The organism is Nostoc sp., from assembly GCF_036917535.1.
In the GTDB taxonomy this organism is placed as follows: Bacteria; Cyanobacteriota; Cyanobacteriia; order Cyanobacteriales; family Nostocaceae; genus Nostoc.
This window is the reverse complement of the sequence record NZ_JBALDA010000017.1, coordinates 61,635-87,350: the sequence shown is the minus strand read 5'-3', so window position 1 is coordinate 87,350 and position 25,716 is coordinate 61,635. Positions and strand designations below refer to the sequence as shown.

At 41.8% G+C, this 25,716-nt stretch carries 11 protein-coding genes and 2 pseudogenes; 11 read left to right on the top strand and 2 right to left on the bottom strand.

What is annotated here, in order from left to right:
* The first annotated feature begins 14 nt into the window (after nucleotides 1-14).
* The 10 genes and pseudogenes from V7K56_RS05970 to V7K56_RS05925 form a co-directional block, all read left to right on the top strand.
* The gene (locus tag V7K56_RS05970; protein ID WP_334908526.1) at nucleotides 15-4,691 is read left to right on the top strand and encodes an amino acid adenylation domain-containing protein; all 4,677 of its coding nucleotides are present in this window, start codon (nucleotides 15-17) and stop codon (nucleotides 4,689-4,691) included.
* A gap of 25 nt (nucleotides 4,692-4,716) precedes the next feature.
* Nucleotides 4,717-5,781: a TauD/TfdA family dioxygenase gene (locus tag V7K56_RS05965; RefSeq protein WP_334908524.1), complete on the top strand. Its 1,065-nt coding sequence runs from the start codon at nucleotides 4,717-4,719 to the stop codon at nucleotides 5,779-5,781.
* Nucleotides 5,782-5,801: 20 nt separating this feature from the next.
* Nucleotides 5,802-11,612, top strand: a complete 5,811-nt coding sequence (locus V7K56_RS05960) for an amino acid adenylation domain-containing protein (RefSeq protein WP_334908522.1) — start codon at nucleotides 5,802-5,804, stop codon at nucleotides 11,610-11,612.
* A 9-nt stretch (nucleotides 11,613-11,621) separates the two neighbouring features.
* Nucleotides 11,622-13,058: an aspartate aminotransferase family protein gene (locus V7K56_RS05955; protein ID WP_334908520.1), complete on the top strand. Its 1,437-nt coding sequence runs from the start codon at nucleotides 11,622-11,624 to the stop codon at nucleotides 13,056-13,058.
* Between the two features lie 47 nt (nucleotides 13,059-13,105).
* Complete coding sequence (locus V7K56_RS05950) at nucleotides 13,106-13,873, top strand: class I SAM-dependent DNA methyltransferase (RefSeq protein ID WP_334908518.1); 768 nt, start codon at nucleotides 13,106-13,108, stop codon at nucleotides 13,871-13,873.
* Between the two features lie 437 nt (nucleotides 13,874-14,310).
* The gene (locus V7K56_RS05945) at nucleotides 14,311-16,935 is read left to right on the top strand and encodes a TonB-dependent receptor (protein ID WP_334908516.1); all 2,625 of its coding nucleotides are present in this window, start codon (nucleotides 14,311-14,313) and stop codon (nucleotides 16,933-16,935) included.
* Nucleotides 16,936-17,000: 65 nt separating this feature from the next.
* Nucleotides 17,001-19,037: an ABC transporter ATP-binding protein gene (locus V7K56_RS05940; RefSeq protein ID WP_334908514.1), complete on the top strand. Its 2,037-nt coding sequence runs from the start codon at nucleotides 17,001-17,003 to the stop codon at nucleotides 19,035-19,037.
* Between the two features lie 254 nt (nucleotides 19,038-19,291).
* On the top strand, nucleotides 19,292-21,109 hold the full coding sequence (locus tag V7K56_RS05935; protein WP_334908512.1) for an ABC transporter ATP-binding protein: 1,818 nt from the start codon (nucleotides 19,292-19,294) through the stop codon (nucleotides 21,107-21,109).
* A 160-nt stretch (nucleotides 21,110-21,269) separates the two neighbouring features.
* Entirely contained in the window at nucleotides 21,270-22,301 is a 1,032-nt protein-coding gene (locus V7K56_RS05930) for a sucrase ferredoxin (RefSeq protein WP_334908510.1), read from the top strand.
* 468 nt (nucleotides 22,302-22,769) lie between these two features.
* Nucleotides 22,770-23,303 (top strand): annotated as a pseudogene (locus tag V7K56_RS05925) (IS1634 family transposase); the annotation flags it as partial.
* Here the strand turns inward: V7K56_RS05925 and V7K56_RS36955 are convergent.
* Nucleotides 23,197-23,493 (bottom strand): annotated as a pseudogene (locus V7K56_RS36955) (IS630 family transposase); the annotation flags it as partial. The pseudogenes V7K56_RS05925 and V7K56_RS36955 overlap by 107 nt on opposite strands.
* 324 nt (nucleotides 23,494-23,817) lie before the next feature.
* Between V7K56_RS36955 and V7K56_RS05915 the strand changes: the two are divergent.
* On the top strand, nucleotides 23,818-24,012 hold the full coding sequence (locus V7K56_RS05915; RefSeq protein ID WP_334908508.1) for a hypothetical protein: 195 nt from the start codon (nucleotides 23,818-23,820) through the stop codon (nucleotides 24,010-24,012).
* Here the strand turns inward: V7K56_RS05915 and V7K56_RS05910 are convergent.
* Complete coding sequence (locus V7K56_RS05910) at nucleotides 24,009-25,544, bottom strand: phytoene desaturase family protein (RefSeq protein WP_334908507.1); 1,536 nt, start codon at nucleotides 25,542-25,544, stop codon at nucleotides 24,009-24,011. The genes V7K56_RS05915 and V7K56_RS05910 overlap by 4 nt on opposite strands.
* Between the last annotated feature and the right edge of the window lie 172 nt (nucleotides 25,545-25,716).

The window sequence follows — 25,716 nt, the reverse complement described above, 5'->3', positions numbered from 1 at the left end:
CAATATTATAAATAATGGAAAATAAAAAAAATATAGAAAATATTTATCCTCTTTCCCCTACGCAACAGGGCATACTCTTTCATACTCTCTATGCACCCAAGTCAGGGATATATTTGGCTCAAATTAGCTGCACCCTGAGCGGCCCGGTCAATATTTTAGCGTTAAAGCAAGCCTGGGAACTGGTCATGGAGCGGCACTCAGTATTGCGTACCTCTTTTCATTGGGAACGTCGCGACCAACCATTTCAAGTAGTTTATCGCTATGTAAACTTGCCTTGGGAGCAGTTTGATTGGCAAGAAATCTCGTCAATTGAGCAACAAGAATTACTAAAAAATTTCTTGCAGGCAGATAGTCAGCGAGACTTCGACCTTAACAAACCACCATTAATGCGCTTGATTTTGATTCAGTTAGCTCAGGACAAGTACCAATTTATGTGGAGTAAACACCATCTAATTCTAGATGGGTGGTCAACAGCAATAGTTTTCCAGGAAGTTTTTGAAGCTTACTCAGCGCTAAATCATCACAAAGATTTACCAATCATCCGTACCAAACCTTATGGGGACTACATTGCTTGGCTACGACAGCAAGACCTATCTCGCTGTGAGGCTTTCTGGCGGCGTACTCTCAAAGGTTTTACTGCACCCACTCCTTTTAGAGTAGATCGAACTTTGGGAGCTTCCCATAGTGGACAGAAAGACCACGGTGAGCAACAAATCCAGCTTTCACAATCAACAACATCTGCTTTAACAACTCTAGCACAGCAACATCAGCTAACCTTGAACACACTGGTACAAGGAGCTTTCGCTTTACTCTTGAGTCGTTACAGTGGCGAGGAAGATATTGTTTTTGGGGCAACTTCTTCTGGTCGTCCGCCAGAAATCAGAGAAGTCGAAAACATAGTAGGTGTTTTTATTAACAATCTACCAGTGCGAGTATTGGTGATACCCGATGAATTTCTTGTGCCTTGGCTCAAAAAACTGCAAGCTCAAGCAATTGAGGCACGAGAATATGAGTATACACCGTTAGTGGAAGTCCAAGCATGGAGTGAGGTGCCACGAGGTACACCTTTATTTGAGAGTATTTTGGTTTTTGAAAATTATCCTGTGGACTCTTCCTTAGGACAACAAAGCAAAAACCTAAATATCGATGAAGTTCGCTTTGTTGAATCGATAAATTACCCGCTGACTGTACTGGTAGATGCTGGTTCACAGTTATTACTTAACGTTTGGTATGATACTCTACGTTTTGATACAGCTACCATTACTCGAATGTTAGGGCATTTGCGGACTTTGCTAGAAGGGACGGTGGCTAATCCTGAGAGGCGTTTAAAGGACTTGCCTTTATTAACACCAACCGAGCAGCATCAGCTATTAGTAGAGTGGAATGATACTCAAGCTGACTATTCTAGTAATCAGTGCATACATCAACTGTTTAAAGCTCAAGTAGAACGATCGCCTGATGCTATTGCGGTAATTTTTGAAAACCAATATTTGACTTACCGAGAACTCAACCAGCGAGCTTACCAGCTAGCGCATTACCTGCAAAAACAGGGAGTTAGACCAGAGGTGCTGGTGGGAATTTACCTGGAGCGATCGCTCGATATGGTGGTGGCAATCTTGGGTATTCTCAAAGCCGGTGGTGCTTATGTACCCCTCGATTTGGCGTATCCACCAGAGCGCTTAGCTTTCATTTTGGATGATGCTCAAGTATCAATCTTATTAACTCAGCAGCAATTGCTGGAGAAGTTACCAGAACCTCCAGCAACAGTAGTTTGTTTAGATACAAACTGGGAGCGTATTTCACAGGAGAGCCAGGAGGACTTAATCAATAAATCCACGCCTGGCGACCTAGCTTATATCATCTATACCTCCGGTTCTACAGGTCAACCCAAAGGTGTTTTAGTCAACCATGCAAATGTCACCAGGCTATTCACTGCAACTCAGTCTTGGTTTCACTTCAATCAACAAGACGTGTGGACACTTTTCCACTCAATTGCCTTTGACTTTTCTGTATGGGAACTTTGGGGCGCTCTACTCCACGGTGGCAGGTTAGTCATAGTACCTTACCTAGTCAGCCGATCGCCCAGAGACTTCTACAATTTGTTGTGCGAACACCAGGTGACAGTACTTAACCAGACACCTTCTGCCTTTCGCCAACTCATGCAGGAAGAAGAGTTTTTCATTAGTACGAATGACCAAGCTGCAAGTCGCCCCCACAAAACTCTTGCCTTGCGCTTGGTAATTTTCGGTGGAGAAGCCTTAGAACCTCAAAGCTTAAAACCTTGGTTTGACCGCCACGGCAACAAGTTTCCTCAGTTAGTCAATATGTACGGCATTACAGAAACCACCGTGCATGTAACTTATCGCCCATTAACAGCAGCAGATACTACCAAAACGGGGAGTGTTATCGGTCGGTCAATTCCAGACTTAAATATATATTTATTAGATAAAAATTTGTCACCAATACCAATTGGAGTTCCTGGTGAATTGTACATTAGTGGTGCTGGTGTGGCGCGTGGTTATCTTAATTGCCCAGAACTGACCGCCGAACGGTTTATTTCCAATCCCTTTAGCACAAACTCTAAACATCACCTTTATAAGTCTGGTGATTTGGCACGTTATCTACCCAATGGAGATATTGAGTATCTGGGGCGAATTGACCATCAGGTCAAGATTCGCGGTTTCCGCATCGAGTTAGGAGAAATTGAGGCAACTTTGGGACAATACCCTAGTGTGCGAGATACGGTGGTTCTGGTTCAAGAGGACGACTCAGGCAACAAGTACTTAGTGGCTTACATTGTTCCTAACTCTCAGCCAGCCCCTACGAGTATTGAACTGCGAAACTACCTCAAGGAGCAAATGCCAAACTATATGTTGCCAGCAGCATTTATAATCCTGGAGGCGCTGCCTTTAACAGCTAATGGTAAAGTCGATCGTCGCTCCTTACCTGCACCCGATACAGTAAGACCAGAATTAGGCGAAGCTTTTGTGGCACCTCGCACACCTGTAGAGGAATTATTGGTTGGGATTTGGTCTCATGTCTTGCATATTGAGCAGGTTGGCATCCACGACAACTTTTTTAATGTGGGTGGACACTCTTTACTGGCTACTCAAGTGATGTCCCGCTTGTACAAAACCTTTCAGATACAGCTACCACTGCGCTATTTATTCGAGTCACCCACTATTGCCGGATTAGCGGAGCATGTTGAAACAGCAATCAGGGCTGATTCAACACTAGCAGTTCCGCCTCTTAAGTCGGTTTCCCGGAATCAAAATTTACCCTTGTCTTTTGCTCAACAGCGGCTGTGGCTCCTCAACCAGTTAGAGTCTAGTAACCCCATATACAATGTTCCTGCGGCAGTGCGCCTGACGGGTCAACTTAACATCACAGCCCTAGAACAAAGTTTTAATGAAATTGTTAGGCATCATGAGGTTTTGCGAACTCGGTTTGTCGCAGTTGATGGGCAACCGTTTCAGGTTGTTGAACCAACTTTAACTTTGCCTTTGCCAATAGTAGATTTGAGATCGCTCCCTGAGACAGAACGAGAAGCTAAAGTTCAAAATTTAGCTCAACAGGAAGCTAATCAAGCCTTTGATTTAGCCAAAGATGCATTGCTACGATTGGTGTTGCTGCAACTGGGCGAGACAGAACATATCTTACTGCTGACAATGCACCATATTATTTCAGATGCCTGGTCTGTAGGAATACTTATTAGAGAAATCGGGGAACTTTACAAAGCCTTCTGTGCCAAAAAGCCTTTGTCACTTCCAGAGTTGCCGTTGCAATATGCGGATTTTGCTATTTGGCAACGACAGTGGTTGCAGAAAGAGATACTAAAAACTCAGTTAAATTACTGGAAACAGCAACTAGACGGTGCTCCTCCCTTATTGCAATTACCTACAGACCGACCACGACCGACAGTGAGAACCTTTCAGGGTGCAACGCGATCATTTATCCTACCAAAGCCCTTAACTGAGGAAATCAAAAACCTTAGCTACCGCGAAGGGGTAACTTTGTTCATGACTCTGCTAACAGCGTTCAATACTTTGCTGTACTGCTGGACACGACAGGAAGATATTATTGTCGGCTCGCCTATTGCCAACCGCACTCGCACAGAACTTGAAGGGCTAATAGGGTTTTTTGTCAGTACCTTAGTTTTGCGTACTGATATGTCTAACAATCCTAGTTTCTCAGAGTTACTAGGTCGGGTACGTGACAATACCTTAGAAGCTTACTTGCACCAAGATTTACCCTTCGAGAAACTGGTGGAGGAATTACAGCCTGAGCGAAATCCTAGCTACAATCCGCTGTTCCAGGTGTGGTTTGTCTTGCAAAATGCTCCAATGACTACCTTAGAGCTTCCAAGTCTGAGTATAACTTCCTTAGATATTGACAACCAGACAGCTAAGCATGACTTGAGGTTTGAGCTAGTAGAAAGTGCAGTAGGTCTTACTGGCTCAATTGGCTACAGAGTTGACTTATTTAAAGCAGCTACTATTGCTCAAGTTGTCAAAAATTTTGAAATCCTGCTGCTTGAGATTGTCAATCAACCCAATACTAAGCTCAGCAAACTAGCAGAAATACTTGCTGAAGCTGATAGAAAACAACAACAAAAAAGAGAACAAGAACTTGAAGAGTCTACTCGTCAAAAGTTCAAGATGACTAAGCGCAAGACTATCAGTGGAGTTTAAGTTCGTTTAAATAATAGGAAAAATTGTGAACAACTCAGAACTTAATCAGCCTAATATCAAAAAGTTAGGAAATTTCCGGCGGCAAGCTGTCCGTCTTTCTCCAACAGAATTGGTCAAAACAGAGTATTTCCAACCTGATAAACTATTACCGATGATAATTCAGCCTTCGATAGAAGGGCTGAATATCGCTCCTTGGTTTCAGGAAAATCGAGAGTTTATTGAAACAAGTTTACTAAAGCACGGAGGCATCCTTTTTAGAAATTTTCAGATAAATAAAATTTCTGACTTTGAAAATTTCATTAAGGCTGTTACCTCTAAGCTATTGGAGTATTCTTATCGTTCAACACCGCGCAGTCAGGTCAGCGGCAACATCTACACTTCAACTGAATACCCAGCTGAACAATTCATTCCATTACATAATGAAATGTCGTACTCTCGCACCTGGCCAATGAAGATTTTTTTTCATTGTGTCACAAAAGCTCCACAGGGAGGAGATACACCAATTGCTGATAGTCGCAGAGTTTTCGCACAGATTCATCCAACTATCAGAGAAAAATTTCAGCAAAAAAATGTCATGTATACAAGAAACTATGGGCAGAACCTAGACCTTCCTTGGGAAAACGTTTTTCAAACAAATAACAAAGTCAAAGTAGAGGCATATTGCCGTAATCATAGTATTGAATTTGAATGGTATGGTCAAGATTGTCTGAGAACTCGGCAAATTTGCCAGGCAGTTGCTACCCATCCTCAAACTGGCGAAATCGTTTGGTTTAATCAAGCACATTTATTCCATGTATCAAGCCTCAACTCAGCGGTACGAAAAGGTTTACTAGCCGGTTTCAAAGAAAAAGAACTTCCACGTAATGCTTATTATGGTGACGGTTCATCAATTGAAACCTCTGTATTAGACCAAATTCGGGAAGTTTACCAACAAGAAGCGATTACTTTTCCTTGGCAAGCAGGGGATGTATTGTTGTTAGACAATATGTTGGTTTGTCATGGACGTACACCATTTAGAGGTTCTCGAAAAGTTTTAGTGGGTATGTCAGAACCTTTTAGTAGTTTAACTGAGAAAAAAATAGTTATATAAATTCAAGATAGAGGTGCAAAATGCAAACGGAAGTTATTGAAGGCTATCGTCTTTCTCCTCAACAAATGCATCTTTGGTCATTACAGCAATTTGAGCCGACAGTGCCTTATCGTGCTCAGTTTGCCTTTGTTATTGAGGGAAATCTCAATCAAAACATGCTAGAGGTTGCTTTACAGAAAGTTGTCAATCGACATGAGATTCTCCGCACAAACTTCTGTTGTCTACCTGGAATGACTATTCCACTTCAAGCAATAGCTGATAGCAGTATGCCATCAGTTAATTATCACGATTTTAGTAAATTAGATGTACAGGAACAAAATAGCAAAATTCAAGTATTTTTTGAGGAAGTACTGAAATTACCTTTGAATTTTCAACAAGGTTCACTTTTACATATATCGCTAATAACTTTGGCAGAAAATAAGTATATATTGCTGATTAGTTTACCAACTCTTTGTGCTGATGAGGCAACTATAATAAATTTAATGCGTGAAATCAGCTATTTATATGGAGAATCTTGGCATGAAAAAGAATTAGATGCTGAACCAACACAATATGCAGATGTTGCTGAATGGCAAAATCAGCTTCTAGAAGCAGAAGAGGCACAAGCAAGAATAAAATCTTGGTGCAAACATGACCTAAGTATTGCTTTAGCACTGAAATTACCTTTAGAAAATCATCCTAATTGCAAATTAACATTTCAGCCTCAGTTTTTGAGCTTAAATATTAATATAGATTTATTGAAAAAGTTAGAAATACTAGCAAATAAATATAAGAGTAATACTTCTAATCTCTTACTAAGTTGTTGGTTAGTTTTACTGTGGCAGCTCACTGGAGAGCAAAATATTATCATTGGTAAAACTGGCGATGGTCGTAAATATGAAGAGTTAGAGCAAGCGCTAGGGCTTTTTGCCAAATATCTACCCCTAACTTGTCATTTGGATGATAAATTCCAATTTATTGAATTACTGAACAAAGTTGATGAATCGGTTAAGGAAGCATATAAATTACAAGATTATTTTAGTTGGGATAAAGTTATAGAATTGTCTGATGATATAAAATCAGAATTGTTTCCCTTCTGTTTTGATTTTTCAGAACAACCTCAAAACTATTGCATCAACGACTTATCATTTTCAGTTCTTCAGCATTACGTCTATTTTGACCGCTTCAAAGTTAAACTTTATTGTATTCGCCGAGATGATGTTCTGAATGTAGAATTTCACTATGATTCTGCTTTGTATGATTTAAAAGTTATTGAGCGCTTGGCAAGTCAATTTCAAACTTTGTTAGAAAGTGCGGTTAACCGACCAGAAGCAGCAATAGGGAAGTTAAACATCTTAAATCTTAGTGAACGGCAGCAACTGTTAGGCAAATTTAATCAAACGCAAATTGAGTACCCCCAAGTTAAGTGTATTCACCACCTTTTTGAGGAACAAGCAAATAGCACACCAAACAATGTTGCTGTTGTATTTGAAGACAAACAAATAACTCATGCCCAACTCAATGCCAAAGCTAATCAACTAGCCCATTACTTGCAGCGACTGGGTGTGGGAAAAGAGGTCTTGGTAGGACTTTTGATGGAGCGATCGCTTGAGGTAATAGTAGCAATTCTTGCTATCCTCAAAGCTGGCGGCGCATACTTGCCGTTAGATCCGGCTTTACCAAAAGAAGGGTTAGCTTTGCGGTTACAGGAAGCTCAAGTATCATTAGTTATCAGTAATTCGTCATTAGTAATTGACAAAGAACTTTTGACCAAAGGACAAAACCAACTCATTTGCTTGGATACAGATTGGGAAGCGATCGCTCAAGAACCCGATAATAATCCTAGTAGCGAAGTTCAACCCCAGAATTTGGTTTATGTGCTGTTCACCTCCGGCTCTACAGGCAAACCCAAAGGTGTTGCTGTTGAGCATCAGCAACTTTTTAACTATGTAAATGCGATTAGAGACAGACTAGACCTTTCGGTATGTACTAGTTTCGCTATCGTTTCTACATTTGCTGCTGACTTGGGCAACACTGTTATCTTCTCTTCTCTGTGTAGTGGTGGATGTCTGTATGTGGTGTCGTCAGAACGTGCTATCAACCCTGAGTCTCTAGCAGAGTATTTTCATCGCCATCCCGTAGACTGCTTGAAGATTGTCCCTTCTCACCTAAGTGCTTTAATCACATCTTCTCGTGCCGCACAAATCTTACCTCGGCAGCGACTGATTTTGGGTGGTGAGGCTTGTAGTTGGGAGTTAATTGCCCAAATCCAGCAATTAGCTTCCGAATGCTTAATTTTCAACCACTATGGGCCGACAGAAGCCACTGTCGGCGTGCTAACTTATCCCATCAAGCAAGGACAAACTGTTGATTGTTCCCGTTCCCAAACAGTTCCTCTAGGTTGCCCAATTGCTAACACCCAAATTTATCTGCTGGACTCTTATTTGCAACCAGTGCCCATTGGTACATCTGGAGAGTTATATATTGGGGGTGCGGGTGTGGCTAGGGGCTACTTGAACCAACCCGACCTGACAGATGAGAAGTTCATTTTACACTCCTTTGGAGACACAGAAGCGATCGCCTCTAGGCAACGCCTGTATAAAACTGGGGATCTAGCACGCTACTTACCGGACGGGAATATTGAGTTTCTCGGACGGATTGACCACCAAGTCAAAATTCACGGCTTTCGCATAGAGCTAGGAGAAATTGAAGCGGCACTGAGACAACACCCTGCGGTTCGAGAGATTGTGGTACTGGCTCGTGAGGAGCAACCGGGTAACAAGTGTTTGTTAGCATATATAGTTCCAGAAAAACAATCTATCCCCACTACAACTGAGCTACGAGGATTCCTCCAAGAAAAACTACCTCAGTACATGGTTCCCTCTACCTTCGTCAGGCTCAAGGCTCTGCCACTCTTGCCCAATGGCAAGGTAGACCGTCAAGCATTGCCAGTACCCGATAGCCGTTTTGATTTAAAAGTAACTTTTGTTACACCTCGCACAACTACTGAGAAACTGCTAGCTGGCATCTGGGCTGAGATTCTCAGACTTGAGCAAGTAGGAATTGATAATAACTTCTTTGAGTTGGGCGGAGATTCCATTCTCAGTATGCAGATCATTGCCAGAGCAAACCAGGCTGGTTTGCAGTTGACCCCCAAGCAGTTGTTTGAACACCAAACCATTGCCGAACTAGCAGCGGTAGTCGGCATAAACAAAGCGATTCAAGCTGAACAAGGGCTGGTGACAGGCACAGTGCCCCTTACCCCGATTCAGCATTGGTTCTTTGAACAGAATTTTCCCCAGATACACCACTGGAACCAAGCAGTTTTGTTGGAAGTTCGACAAGCTCTTGACCCAGTTTTGTTAGAACAAGCAGTGCAACAATTACTTAAGCACCATGATGTCCTGCGCTTGCGCTACAACCTTCAGGAGTCAGGCTGGCAGCAGATTAATGCTGACTTTGACGAGGTTGTGCCATTGACCTTGCTGAATTTGTCAACACTGTCAGAGATAGAGCAAAAATTAGCCATCTCAGCCGCTGTGGCTGAACTGCACAGCAGCCTGAACCTATCTTCAGGGCCGCTGCTGCGAATTGCTCTGCTTGACTTGGGCAGTACTAAGTCTCAACGGCTACTGATGATTATTCACCATTTAGTTGTTGATGGTGTGTCATGGCGGGTTTTGTTAGAAGACTTGCAAACTGCCTACAAACAGCTCACTCAAGGGGAAACAATGACACTACCACCCAAAACCACCTCGTTCAAGCATTGGGCAGAACGATTACAAGGGTATGTGCAGTCTCAAGCGTTACAACAAGAGCTAGATTATTGGTTAAGTGAGGTTCCTGGGCAAATTGACCAGCTTCCTGTGGACTTTCCTAGCGGCGACAACACTGTGGCTAGAGCTAATAGTATATTGTTAGCTTTAAGTCAACAAGAAACCCAAGCTCTATTGCAAGAGGTTTCAGCAGTTTATCAGACTCAAATCAATGATGTATTACTTACAGCTCTGGTACAAGCCGTTGAGCAGTGGACTGGTGCGCGTTCACTGCTAGTTGATTTAGAGGGGCACGGCAGAGAAGAAATTTTTGATGATGTAGACTTGTCGCGGACTGTTGGCTGGTTTAGCACCATTTTCCCTGTATTTCTGGATATTAGAGAATGTTCTAGAGTAGAAGATGCTTTGAAGTCTGTTAAAAATCAGCTTCGGAACGTTCCGAATCGAGGAATAGGCTATGGTTTGCTGCGCTATCTCGGCGATGAAAAAGCTGTGCCCTTGCTTCCGTATGCGCCGAAGGCAGAGATTAGATTTAACTATCTTGGTCAGTCTGACCAGATATTTCAGGATTCGTCCTTATTTGTACCAGCCCAAGAGTCTACAGAATCAGGACGCAGCCTGCAATCAAGCCGCAGCTATTTACTCGATGTCAACGGAATTGTTGCAGGAGGACAATTACAAATAAATTGGACATATAGCTCAGCAATTCATCACCGAACTACAATTGAGCGTCTAGCTGAGAATTTCATAGAGGCACTGCGCGAAATCATCGCTCACTGCCAGTCCTTGAGAACAGCAAGATACTTATCAGTTCCCCAAACAGAACCTTCTACAACAACTAGGAAGATAAGCGTTGAGGTTTTAAATACTGAAGCTGTACTAGATTCTACAATCCGCCCTCAGACATCTTTTGAGTATAAAACTGAGCCGACTCATATCTTCTTGACTGGAGCAACAGGGTTTGTCGGAGCATTTTTACTAGATGAACTTCTACAACAGACTAATGCTAGTATTTATTGCTTGGTACGTGCTGCCAATGCGGAATCAGGGAACAAGAAGCTCCAAAGTCATCTTGAATCCTATTTGCTGTGGAATAAATCTCTAAGCGATCGCATCATTCCAGTGGTAGGAGATTTGTCTAAGCCGCTTTTAGGTCTTTCTGTGCAGCAGTTTCAAGTCATGGCTGAGTTAGTTGATGTCATCTATCACAACGCTGCGGCAATTAATCTTGTTTATCCATATTCTGCCCTGAAGGCGATTAATGTTCTGGGAACCCAAGAAGTTTTGAGATTAGCTAGTCAATTCAAAGTTAAACCTGTGCATTATATCTCCACTTTGAGCGTTTTGTCCTCAAAAGAACATGCCCAAGTCAAAGGGATTCGAGAACTGCACAACTTTAGCCATAGTCAAATACCTTCTGGTGGCTATGCTCAAACTAAATGGGTTGCCGAAAAATTAGTTACAACTGCTCATAATCGAGGAATTCCTGCTTCTATTTACAGACTGGGACGAGTATCAGGGCATAGCAAAACTGGTGTCTGTAACACGAGCGATCGCTTGTACAGAATGCTCAAAGGCTTTATCCAACTTAGATCTGCCCCAGATGTAGACACCACCGTAGATATGACCCCTGTGGACTATGTCACCAGAGCTATAGTTCATCTCTCAAGGCAGAAAAAATCCCTCGATCAAATCTTTCATCTGTCGAATCGCCACCCCATAAACTCGTTTGAGCTTTTTGATTGGATACGTGAGTTTGGTTACTCACTCCAACCGATGTCTGACAATCAGTGGCAAACAGAACTTGTCAACGCTTCTGAGGTTTCTTTAGACAATCCTTTGTACCCGCTTATACCTTTTTTTGCTGGTATGGAAGCTGAAGGACAAAGCAAGCAAGAGTCTTCAGAAGAAATTTCTCACTTAGCAGCATTAAAGTTTAATTGTCAGAATACAACCGATGGACTTGCAGATACTTCGATTGTTTGCCCACCAGTAGATGCAAAGTTGCTTAGTACTTATTTCTCTTACTTAATTGAAAGCGGCTTTTTAAATGCCCCACAAAAGATGCTTTACTAGTTAACGAAAATGGAAAGTAACAATATCAAAGATATACCAAACCTAGCTTCGCATCAGCAGAAGTATTTGGATAAATTCATTACACATTACACTCAACGGACAAAAACCTCAAAACAGCTGACGCAAAACTATCGTTCGGTTCTAGCTGACAATAGAGTATCAGAAGGTTTTAATTTCCCTTTAAAGGAAATATTTTATCCGATTGTAGCAAAGCATTCTCTAGGTTCCAGAATATGGGATGTGGATGGCAACGAATATATAGATCTGATGATGGGTTTGGGAGTCAATCTCTTTGGGCATAATCCGCCTTTTATTAAAGAAGTCCTGGAAAACCAACTAGAAAAGGGCATACAAATTGGTCCGCAATCAGAGTTTGCTGGCGAGGTGGCTGAGTTGATTTGCGAGTTCACAAAAATGGAGCGAGTTACCTTTAGCAATACAGGTACAGAAGCAGTCATGACGGCGATACGGCTAGCACGAAGCGTCACAGGTCGCAACAAAATAGCGGTGTTTTCAGGTTCTTATCATGGTCATTTCGATGGAACTTTAGTTAAAGCCCAAAAGATAGATGGAAATCTGTACACGCTACCAATCGCTCCCGGAATCTCATCAAATATTGTTGAAGATGTTTTGGTATTAGATTATGGAAATCCCGAATCACTCAATGTAATCCAAGACCATGAGCAAGAATTGGCAGCTGTTTTAGTTGTACCTGTGCAAACGACGCGACCTGATTTACAGCCGAAAACATTTCTTCAGCAATTGCGGCAAATCACAAAACAAGCAGGGATTGCATTAATTTTTGATGAAATGGTGACAGGTTTTCGCATTCATCCAGGCGGTGCTCAGGCATGGTTTGGGGTTGAAGCAGATATAGCCACCTATGGGAAAATTGTTGGGGGCGGTATGCCAATTGGGATTGTTGCTGGTAAGGCTGTTTATATGGATGCGATCGATGGTGGTATGTGGAATTATGGAGATGATTCTTACCCCACTGCGAAAACAACATTTTTTGCAGGTACTTTCTGTAAACATCCTTTAGCAATAGCGGCTGCACGAGCTGTATTGAGATATCTCAAGACTCAAGGAATAACTCTTCAAGAGCAATTAAATCAACGCACATCTCAATTTATTGCTGCACTGAATACTTGCTTTGAAGAAGAAGAACTACCTATACGGATGGCTAATTTTGGTTCATTCTTCGGTCTTGCTTCCTCAGATAATTCCACATCATCAGAAAATTCTGCTGCTTCCGGAAGTATGGACTTGTTACGTTATCACCTACTTCACAAAGGTGTTTATTTACTTCGAGCAGGTGGTTATTTATCTACTACTCATACCAATGAAGATATTAGTTACGTAATTCAGGTAGTCAAAGAAAGTATTGAGGAACTTCGAGAGGCAGGCTTTTTGCCTATTTCTTTAAAGAAGTTAACCCAAACATAAAATTTATTTCTCATAGTATTTCAAATTTTAAAAGAGGAGAAAATGTAATGCTTTCTTTAGCAAATTCCTATTCAGGATATGACAATTATGCTCAAATATATAACGAGAAAATTGGTCTGGAAACCAGTAGATTGGCGCTACCACCTTTGGAAAAATTACTATTGCCTTTTCTTCCTCAGGGAGCGCATATTCTTGACCTTGGTTGCGGTACGGGACAATTAGCACAACATTTGCAATTAAAAGGCTATCAAGTAACTGGCATTGACTGTTCAAAAGGAATGTTAAATTATGCCCGTAACAATGCACCAGATGTTAACTTTATCCTTGCTGATGCACGCTTTTTTGAATTACCTTCTATATTTGATGGAGTTATTTCGACATCTGATAGCCTCAACCATGTTATGAATCTAGAAGATTTAACTAATGTCTTCCAGAATGTGTATAAATCACTCTCAGCAAATGGTTTGTTCGTATTTGATTTGAATATGGAAGAACGGTTTGAAACAGATTGGTGGAACGGTTCTATTGTTGGAGATGTGCAAGATGATTATGCCTGGGCTGCTCGACGCAGCTATAACCGAGATGCAAAAATTAGCCAAACTCAGGTTACTATATTTCATCTGGTAGACAATAACTGGCAGCGTACAGACACTAATTTGCTTGGCAGATGTTATTCCAGATCCGAAGTTTATTCGGCTTTAGAGAGCGTGGGCTTCACGGAAGTTAAGAACTATGATGCAGAGCATGATTTTGACATAAGTGAATGGGGAGCAGGCAAAGCTTACTTTGTTTGTTGTAAAAGGTTAGGCGAGTAGAGGTAAAGTAACCGTTGAGGATGTGCTTTGAAATCAATACTGGTCTTTTTAGACACAAAAGCTATGTTCTTTATGTCGCAAGCCTTTAAGAACTGCTTAGTACATTTGCACTGGATAAGTTCAGGTTAAAGATGAATTAAGTTCTTTATTTTGATAAATATTCCCTAATAGCTGCTAACCTAGTTGAAAATATTAGCTTTAAGAGCGTGCAACTAAAGATGACTGGTATCTTATTAATCAAAGACATAGAGGTTAACCTATCTAAGGTCAAACTTTCCCTAGATAATGTAGAACGTATCTACAGGAATAGACTCAGTACCCAAATAACCATCAATCTTTTTGAAAGATAGTTGAAAACAATTTTTAACTAGTAGATCAAAACTCTAGTTCTAATTTACTTTTAGGTGTCATGTACCTGTAGTTTTGGAGTAAGTACTGTGAATCAACAACTTTTTTATGGCATTTGCTTGATAGGCATTGTGTATGCGTTGCTCGTACAGCCTGCGTCTGCTCAAATTTCTCTAACTCAATCGAGCATTTTCCAATCCAGTTCTTTGCAAGATTTTACACGAAGAAGACTACGTGAACTTCCTGTAACTACGGCTGAATTGCTCTCTCAAGTACCTAATTCCCCAATAGTAGAAGTGACAGGAGTCAAAGCGAATCCCACAGATAAAGGCATAGAGTTGATTTTACAGACGACTCAAGGACAACAGTTACAAATCACAAATCGCAGCGCTAATAATAACTTTGTTGCAGATGTTCCTAATGCCCAACTACGCTTACCTAGTGGCGATGCGTTCACATTCCGCTCCGAAAAACCAGTTAAAGGAATTACTGAAATAATAGTTACTAACTTTGATGCTAATACTATCCGAGTGACAGTTCAGGGTGAGGCGAGTTTGCCTGCTGTTGAGTTGTTTGATAGTCCAGATGAGGGGTTAATTTTTAGTGTGGCGAGTCCAGCATCCTCTACACCGCAAGCACAAAAACCGCAAACACAACAGCCCCAACCAAATCAATCAGAAAGTGAAACTCAGCCAGAGCAACCATCGGCAGAGGGCGATCAGCCAATTGAACTGGTAGTGACGGGTGAGCGAGATGGATACAGTGTGCCAGATGCCTCAACTGCGACCCGAACTGATACCCCCCTGCGTGATATTCCTCAATCAATTCAGGTGGTTCCGCGACAGGTTTTAGACGATCAACAGGTGATTCGAGCATCAGACGCACTGCGTAATGTCAGTGGTGTCCAACGTACAGGAACTGGTGGCAACGCAACTGATTTATTTACCATTCGTGGCTTTCAACAATTCGGGAGTAATCTCCGCGATGGTTTTAAAGATTATCGCTCTGGTTTTACCGAAACTGCGAATTTGGAACGGATTGAGGTACTCAAAGGCCCCGCTTCAGTTCTATACGGCAATCTAGACCCTGGTGGTGCGATCAACTTTGTCACCAAACAGCCACTCGCAAAGCCTTTTTATGGCGCTGAGTTCCAAGCTGGCAGTTTTGGTTTGGTGCGACCGACCTTTGATTTTTCAGGGCCATTGAACTCAAAAGGTAACTTGCTTTATCGCTTAAACACAGCTTATGAAAGAGGCGGCAATTTTCGGGACTTTGACCAAGATGTTGAGCGATATTTTGTTTCGCCTGTAGTCAGTTGGCAAATTGCCGATCGCACCAAACTGACCTTTGAGTTTGAATATTTAGATGATCGGCGACCTATTGATCGGGGATTGATTGCTGTTGGTACAGGCGTGGCAGATATTCCCTTTGATCGAGTTCTGGGTGAGCGGGATGATGTGACTAAAACCACGCAATTTTTAGCTGGGTATCGGCTGGAACATGGTTTTAACGACAGTTGGACGCTTCGCAATCGGTTTCAATTCGCGTCTAGTGAAAACCGAGTTCGCCCAACTTCGTCTGACAGTTTGGACGAGGAGACTGGGGTATTGGATAGAAGCTTTTTTGATAATACGTTTGATGACAAAATCTATGCTTTGCAAACTGATTTGGTAGGAAAGTTTTCCACTAGCTCAGTTAAGCACACACTCGTTTTTGGTGTTGACTTGGTGCGGCAAACAAACGATTCTGATATTCGATCGGACGTGGCTCCCAGCATTAATATCTTCAACCCCATTTACGGAACTGTAACTCGCCCCAGTCGCAACCAGCTGTCAAATGTCTTCACGAGTCAGACTCAAACAAATACTTTAGGCATTTATTTGCAAGATCAAATTGCCCTAGCGGAAAACTTAAAATTGCTCTTAGGTGGACGCTTTGATCTTGTCGATCAACGGTCCACTTCAGATGGCAGCGAAAGTCAACAGCAAGATGATGCTTTTACTCCCCGGATTGGTATTGTCTACCAACCGATTCAACCAATTTCGCTCTATGCAAACTTTAGTCAATCATTTCAACCCAACTCTGGCACTCGTGTAGATGGTTCACTCTTAGAACCAGAGCGCGGCACTCAATATGAAGTGGGTATCCGAGGCGAGTTTCTTAATAGTAAACTAATAGCAAATCTGGCAGCATACGAAATCACTAAAAGCAATGTCTCTGCAATAGATCCAGATAACCCAGACTTTGTAATTTCTGTCGGGGAACAACGAAGTCGAGGAATTGAACTGGATGTCGCTGGTGAGATTCTTCCTGGTTGGAATATTATTGGTTCCTATGCCTACACTGATGCCAACGTTACTGAAGATAGCGACGTAGAAGGTAATTTAAAAGGAAACATACTTACTAACGTACCGTTCAACGCCGCCAGCCTGTGGACAACATATGAACTGCAAACCGGAAATTTGAAAGGGCTAGGTTTTGGCTTAGGTATATTCTACGTGGGTGAACGGCAGGGGGATCTGGGTAACTCTTTTAAGCTACCTAGCTATGTGCGTACCGATGCCAGCATTTTTTATCGGCGAGATAACTGGAAACTTGGACTGAACTTCAATAATCTTTTCAATGTTGACTACATTGAAACTAGCTTTAGGAGAACAGATGTTTACCCTGGTGCGCCGTTTACAGTTCTAGGCACAATTTCAGTGGAGTTTTAGATTTTCTCGTACTTTAAGATTCTTAAGTCAGCCTCAAAAAATTGCTTGTTGATAGCTAAAGCTTTATGAAAATTGGACTACACCAATACTGGAACTTACTCGTAGATTATCTTAAGCCACAAAAAGGACAAGTTATCAAATTTGCGATCGCTCTCCTCACTAGCATTGGACTACAATTAATTAACCCCCAAATTCTGCGTTATTTCATTGATGCAGCCGTAGCAGGTAGTTCTAGACAAAATTTATTCTTCGCCGCCTTGCTATTTATTGGTGTAGCTTTAGTAACTCAAGTCATCTCAATTGCTGCTACTTACTACGGGGAAAACGTCGCCTGGAGAGTCACTAACACCTTACGTGCTGACTTGGTTGAGCATTGTTTGAGACTAGATTTATCCTTTCATAAATTATGTACACCTGGTGAATTGCTAGAACGGGTAGACGGTGATGTTCAGACTCTCTCTGAATTTTTCTCCAATTTTACTGTTCACATTTTGGGCAATTTACTGCTGATGTTAGGTGTAATTGTCGTTCTGTTTACAGAAGATTGGCGAGCTGGTTTGGCTATTGCATTTTTTGCCCTAACAGCATTATCTACTTTGATTCGCCTGCGTTCTATAGCCGTTCCCCATTGGGGAAGTTATCGCCAAATTAGTGCCGATTTTTTTGGTTTCGTCGGCGAACAACTTGCTGGCATGGAAGACGTGCGAGCTAATGGAGCGAAAAGTTATGTCATGCAGCGCTTTCACAAAATTTTGCAACGCTGGTTGACCATCTTTCACAAAGCACGCTTTGCCAGTACTATTCTTTGGGGTACAACTAACGGCATCTTTACTTTAGGGACTGCGATCGCCCTAAGCGTGGGTGCTTACCTTTGGAGTCAAAATATTATTACTATCGGCACAGTCTACTTGCTCTACTATTACACCGATCTACTGAACGAACCAATTGAGCAAATTCGCAACCAATTTGAAGACCTCCAACAAGCAGAAGCCAGTATTTACCGTATTCAAGATTTACTTCGAGTAAAATCTCAACTGAGTGCAGGAGGCGAACAGCAACTTCCTCATAGCGCACTTTCCGTGACTTTTGAGAACGTCTCATTTAGCTATCATGACTGGGGACTGGGGAACTCGGAGTTCCCAGAGGGGATAAGAGGTAATGGGGAACTCGGTATCTCCACGACCGCAGTGGCTTCTCCCTGCGGTCTTGGGGTTTCACGCCAGTCGCCTCAACTTTGGGAACCAAAGCACGGTGAAGCAGCGCTGCGGGAGGCTTTCCCGACCCAGGCGACTGCGAACCCGAAGGGCGGTGGCTCATGCCACTCCCTTCAAGTCGGCAAAGCCACCCAACGGGGTGGCTCCCCAAGTGAAGCAAGTGGCGTTGGGGATAAGGGGCAATGGGGAACTCAGGATTTGGTATTGCAAAATATATCCTTTGACTTACCTCCAGGTCATCTACTGGGTTTATTAGGACGTACAGGTAGCGGTAAGTCTTCCCTAGCACGGTTATTGCTGAGATTATATGATGCCCAATCAGGCTCTATTCGCTTGGGAGGTGTACCTATCAACCAGACTTCCTTAACAGATTTACCTAAAAAAATAGGATTAGTTACTCAGGATGTGCAACTGTTTCAAACTACAGTTCGCAATAATCTCACCTTTTTTAATCAAAATATTAACGACGAATGCATATATGAAACCTTAGAAATATTGGGATTATCAGAATGGTTGCATTCATTACCCCAAGGTTTAGATACAAATTTGGGACCAGACAGTAGCGGCTTATCTGCGGGACAGGCGCAGTTACTAGCATTTACTCGCGTATTTCTTAAAGACCCTGGTTTAGTAATTCTGGACGAAGCCTCCTCTCGCCTCGACCCCATAACAGAAAAACTCATTGAAAAGGCTGTAGATAAGTTATTAATTGGACGTACTGGCATTATTATTGCTCATAGGTTGACAACTGTAGAAAGAGCAAATCAAATTTTGATTTTAGAACAAGGTCGAGTTAGTGAATACGGTTCAAGAGAAGAGTTACTTAAAAATCCTCACTCACGTTTTGCTCAATTATTGCAAACTAGTTTAACCAATTTATTAATCTAATAATATTTTGAAAATTACGAACTACTAACTAACGCGATGTGCGACTTATTGTTTCATTATACAGGGGTAGTATATGAATGATTGAAAAGAAAATTCCCACAATCCGCATCTGGAGAGATAAAATCATCACCAGTGACCGGAATGAGGGAAAGATGTTTTCTATTGAAGAGTTTATCATTGCCGTATCTTGCTGTATCGACAACTTAATAAAGGTGTACCTAGCGAGAGCAAAAATCAAATAGGAGTCCTATATTATGGGTTCAACAAAAAAACTAAGAGGTTGGGAGTTATTATGGCAACTTATTCTTTACAAACCAAAACTATATCTAATTGATAGCTGCTTCTGGATTTTCATCATGGGTTTACCTGCCCTACCTGGGTTAATCATCCGGGAATTTTTTAACAGTTTAACGGGCAAGGCAAAATTTGGGTTTACTCCTCTGGCTTTAATTGCATTATTGCTGGCTCTCAATTTAGGACATATTGCCGTAATATTTGCAGGACGTATTACCAAAACTCAGCACCGTTTCATTGTGCGCTCATTACTGCAACATAATTTATTAGACCGCCTTTTCAACAATCCTACCACACAACCAATGGTTGTTAATCAAGAAACTGAAACAACTGTGTCTCAGGGTGAAATCATTAGCTATTTTCGTGATGATGCAGAACAAATAGAAGAAAACGTGGCATTCATATCAGAAGTTTTAGGACAAGGAATATTTGCTGTTATTTGTCTAGTCATTTTATTAAGTATTAATATCCAAATTACGCTGTTTATTTTTCTGCCATTGGTAGGGATGGTAGTAATTATTCAACGAGCAGAAACTCGGATTAAACAGTATAGAAAAGCCAGCCGCGAAGCTACTGAAAAAGTCACGGGAATTTTAGGTGAAATATTTGGCTCAGTACAAGCGATTAAAGTAGCTGGAGCAGAAAAAAATGTACTGGATTATTTTCGCATTCTCAATGACAAACGTCGCCAGATGATGATTAAGGATAGCCTATTCAACGCTATTCTTAATTCTGGCTTTCAGAATATGGTGAATTTGGGGACAGGGATAATTTTACTACTGGCTTCTCAATTAATGCAGAGCAGTCTTGGTCAGTTGACAGTGGGTGACTTTGCTTTGTTCGTTTATAACCTCTCTTTTGTGACTAGCTTTTTTACCTCCCTTGCCGGTTTCATGGCGTTATATAAGTACACAGAAGTATCCTTTGAACGTATGGCTAGTTTACTATCTGGTGTATCACCAGATACTTTAGTGGCTCCCAATCGATTGGATCTCAATGATCTCAAGGGAAATAAAAAATCCTTGCAAGCAGTTGAACAACCGTTGAGGAACGAGAGTGATAAGCCTGACGGCATAGCTAGCGTTTACCGCCTGCAATCATTGAGAGTATCTAATTTAACTTATTATTATCCTGGTACGACTCAAGGAATTACAGATGTTAGCTTTGAAATTCAGCGCGGTAGTTTGACTGTAGTTACTGGTCAGATTGGTTCTGGGAAAACTACATTGCTACGGGTATTATTAGGATTATTACCTATCCAAGGTGGATGTATTTACTGGAATGGGCATCTCGTTGAAAACCCCGCCAGTTTCTTTATTCCACCTCGTAGTGCTTATACTCCCCAAATTCCCCAGTTGTTTAGTTACACCCTGCGAGAAAATATTTTGTTGGGCTTGTCTAAAGATGATCGTGACATTGCAACAGCTTTAAACATGGCTGTGTTCGAGCAAGATTTAGCAACTATGAATGATAATCTAGAGACTTTGGTAGGGTCGAGGGGCGTGCGGCTTTCTGGTGGACAAATACAGCGCGTAGCAGCAGCGCGAATGTTTATACGTCAACCGGAGTTGCTAGTGTTTGATGACCTTTCCTGTGCCTTAGATGTGGAAACAGAATTGGCGTTATGGTCGCGGATATTTATTAACAGTACAAAACCAAAGCAAAATAATTGGACACCGACCTGTTTTGTGGTTTCTCATCGACGTTCAGTTTTGCGCCGCGCTGACAAAGTGATTGTATTGAAAGCAGGTAGAGTGCAAGCACAAGGAAGTATTTGATGAAATCTCTAGTAAAATGATAATTTTTGTTAAAGTTTATCATCGTATCAAAAGACACGCCCAAGTAGTGTGATTCAGTGTAAGTGAATCAAGTTAGTGAAAGAACCCGATGTGACAAAATCGTATTGCTTCCCAATTAGTGTCTAGAAAAATAGTAAATATGCAAACTCAACATACTCACCAACTCCTCACAAGAGACTGTCGTTTTTGTTCGTTGGTTTCTAAAGCTAATGGAGAAGATCCAATTGGTACAGCAGGTACTTACGATCATTGGTTGATTATGGAAGTTCCACAACCTTGGCCGCAAGAAATATTTCAGGAAAATCCAACCCTCAAGTCATTAATGGGTTTATTCCAAGAGTTAGTTTTTAAGCATGGGGTAAAGTTGAAACCGATACTAATTGCTCCTGATCGCGAATACTCTCATGTTGGCTTTACCCGCGTTTTCTACTACTATCGCCCTGCAAAACTATTTTCTCAGTTTGAGAAACAGGAGTTTGTTGTTCCAGAAAGCAAAGCTGCTGCTTTGGTGACAGCAATATTCAAGCAATTAATGGAACAACCCAATAATTTATCCGAATTTCAGCAATATCAACAACAAACGAGTCATATTCGTGAACTCATGGTTTGCACCCATACTCAAGTAGACCTTGCCTGTGGCAGATTTGGGACTCCTATATATCGACAATTACGTAAGGAATATGCTCCTGCTGCCAACGGAAGGTTAAGAGTCTGGCAAACAACTCACTTTGGTGGTCATCAGTTTGCTCCTACCCTAATTGATTTACCTCAAGGATGCTTGTGGGGACATCTAAAGCCAGAGATACTGGATCTACTGGTGCAGCGAAATGGTTCAGTTTCTGCTTTGCGTCAATACTACCGAGGATGGACAGGTTTAAACGAATTTGAGCAAATTGCCGAACGCGAAATTTGGATGCAGTCTGGCTGGAGTTGGTTAGATTCTTTGAAAGCAGGTAAAGTACTTGCAATGGAAGAAGTTACTCAAAGACAGGAGGCTGAATGGGCAGAAGTTCGGATTGATTTTGCTGAGACTGATGGTAGTACAACAGGTGCCTATGAAGCCAGAATTGAAGTCTGTGGTGAGGTTATGAGTGCATTGAACTCAGCAAAACAAATGGAATTAAAAACAGTGAAGCAGTATTACGTTAGCCGTTTGGTTAAGGTTGAGTAAACTCAACGTCAATGCCACAAGATACACAAAGTTTTGTTGCTGAAGCATCGCTTGTTAACCCATATTCCGCACCTCAACTGTCACAATCGGTAATCACGGAATAAAATATCTTTAAAAATAATAAATTAATACATGTTCTCTAGTAAACGCATCAATAAATAGGGCTTGCTGAAAAAAAGAAAAGGAGACAATATCTAGATTCTCAAACCAAATAAGTACATTCAGGTGCAAGGAAAGAGGGTAAAATAGCCCAATATCCTTGCATCAAATGGTTAGCTTCAACATAGTGTATCATAAATAACTATGTACCGAAAAGAAGAATCAACTCCAATTCCAGCGTCAAGCTTTGAACTTCCGTTCGAGGGCAAGTTATTATCAGATAATCGTTGGGTGATAATGGCTGATTTAATACCCTGGACAGAATTTGAAATTGACATCACACTTAGACCGGAGGCAGAGCGTCTCCGGCTCCGCTCATCATCAATGCATGTAGATGGTGAATATAAATCATCTTTACCAGAAGTCATCTTTAAAAATCAAGAAGATGAATCACAATTAAGAAGTAAGAAAGCAATAAATATAACCTATGGGTATTCCCATGACCACAGACCAGATTTAAAACAATTTCTACTTGAACTAATATGTAGTAGCGACGGAGATATTCCAATATTTTTCAAATCAGCATCTGGTAATCAATCAGATTCTCACTCTTTTGGCAAGATTGCTATTGAGTATAAGAAACAAACACAAATAGATAGCTTAATGGTTGCGGACTATGCATTGTATACAGAAGAAAATATTAAGTTAATGTCCGAGATTAAATGGTTATCTAGAGTCACTTTAAGTATTAAAGAGGCGGAATTGTTAGTGTCAACAACTCCAGAGTCAGAATTTATCAAAAGCGAATTATTAGGATATTCATTTGTAGTAAAAACAAATAACTATGGAGGAATAAAACAGAGATGGTTAGTTGTACAAAGTCAGGAGAGAAAGGAGTCTGATCATTAGGAGTAAACCGCTCACAAGTTATTAACCATTGCGCTCTTTCTTTTTCACGGTTTAGTGAGTCCAAATAATCCTTAATCTGCTGCGAGCGATGATAGCTTGCACCGTCCCAAATAATCAAAAGTTTTGCTCCGGGTCGTTGAGATTGAAGGTATTCTAAAAAGCTGACTGTTGATGCCGAGAATCCACCATTGCGTCTGCTTTTGGGGGCGGCTCCAACTCAGATTGTGCCGCAGATCTATGAACAGCGGTTAAAGGTCTGGTCGGAATGGGAAGACGTTTCACGGGCTGCTGATGGTATGCGTTAGCTAGCGCAATAATCTAAACCCACCATCGTGAAACTAGTGGTCTGGCAAGTCAACTTTGCTTGGTGAGACAGGTGGATATAAACGTCCCATTTTCTTACGTGCATCAGTAGCTTGAAAGCGCCAATTTACACTAGCTTTTAGAGAATTGCGATCGCACTCAAATGCATCCTGATATATATTATGGGTGATTTGGCGGACATCATATGAGTGTAGAAGAGTATTTAGAGGGATTGGCAGCAGGTATTGATATTTTGGAATTGAAGCGGTTAGAAGCAAGGGGAATTCCTACGAACCTGGCTTTGGAAGTGATAGCGATTATACCAAAGGTAATTGATGGGACGGCTACTCCTGAAGAAGTTGTCCGAAGGCTAATGATTAAAAGCCAGTCTTGTGCCTAACTTATCTCCTCCAACATAGCTAAATGCTTACTCAAAGGAGCCAGGGTATTAGCAACAATCATCCCACTAGCGACGACGGCGGGTAAACCGATGCCGGGGAATGTAGAGTCACCGCAGCACATCAACCCCGCTAAAGGTGTACCGTGACCAGGAAACAAACCTTTAGCGGCAGAAATTGCCGGGCCATAGGAACCATGATGGCGGCGTAAAAAACGTTCGTGGGTGAGGGGTGTACCAACCAGGGTGATTTCGCAACGGTTGCGGATATCGCTAATGATTCGTTCTAAAGCTTGCCACATCACCTCGGCGCGCGATCGCTTTTGTTGCTCATATTCCTGGCTTCTCCTATCTAGCCCTTGCCAAAGTGCGTAGGGTTCATTACCGGGAGTGTAAACGTGAATTACGTGTTTACTTGGGGGTGCAAGGGATGGATCAAGAATTGAGGGTATTGATACCACCACAACATTTTGCGGTGCAGTAATGCCCAATTGCCAATCATTAACCACAATATAATGACAAGCTAAATCTGCTGGTAAACCTTGAGCATCAATACCAAGATGCAAGTGCATAAAACTATCACACTCTGGTATCGCTTGGCGTTGGCTGCGGAATTTTTTTGGTATTGCTCCTTCTGGTAATAGTTTTAACGTATCCCATACTGAAGCATTAGAAACAACTGCTCGCCGCGCCCGAATTTCTTCCCCATTTCGCAGTTTGACACCTACCGCCCGTTTACCTTGTACCAAAACTTGCTCAACATGAGAGCCTAACATTAATTTCCCGCCATGTTTTTCTAGTCCTTGCACCAGTGCATTGACTAAAGCACCACTACCACCAACAGGGTAATCTAACGCTACTCCTGGTTTGTACCACTCCGCAAACATAAATGCGACTTCCGCGGCGTTAGTTCCTGATGCTGGTAGTCCAGAGAGGAGAAAACATAACAAGTTCAACCAGTTAATAATAAAGGGGTCATGGACAACACCATTCATGATCCGGTCAAAAGACCCCGTTAACTTAAGAATATTGGCAGTATGTTTAGCTAACGATGGAGCAAATTTACTGATAGTCAAAGCTGCACCTGTATCTAAACGTAATGCAGTTGGAGAAAGAGCGGTCGCAGCTGCGGCTAGTGGTGTCATCACCGCTTGCAAGCGTCGCCATTCGGACACTGCATCTTCACCTCGCAGTCTTGCCAGCACTTCACAAAACTGTTCTGCACCCACAGATGTATCAAAATCACCTTCTGGTAGCCGACAACCCCAAGTATCATAAGTCACACATGGCAAATCCACACCAATTACATCTAGCACTTGTCGTAAAGGGTTAACGGAAGGAGTGTAAGACAACCCAGAGTAAAGAGAAGGGCCACTATCAAACTTAAATCCTTGACGTTCAAAACTGTGCGCCGCTCCACCAGCAATTGTATGACTTTCACAAACAGTCACATCAAAACCATGTCGCGCCAAAACAGCAGCACAACTCAACCCCCCTATACCACTACCAATTACAACTACATCTTTTTGGTTCATAGTCATTAGTCATTAGTGCATAGTCTATAGTTATTGTGCCAAGTTTTTCACTCTCAACAACTGAGGAGAAAGCAGATTTTCTAATGTTTGGGTTTGCTATGTCATTTTTCAAGGCGGGAATTTTGTCAGTTTTTTATTCTGTTTTTGTTTGATTCACATCTTTTTTCAATCA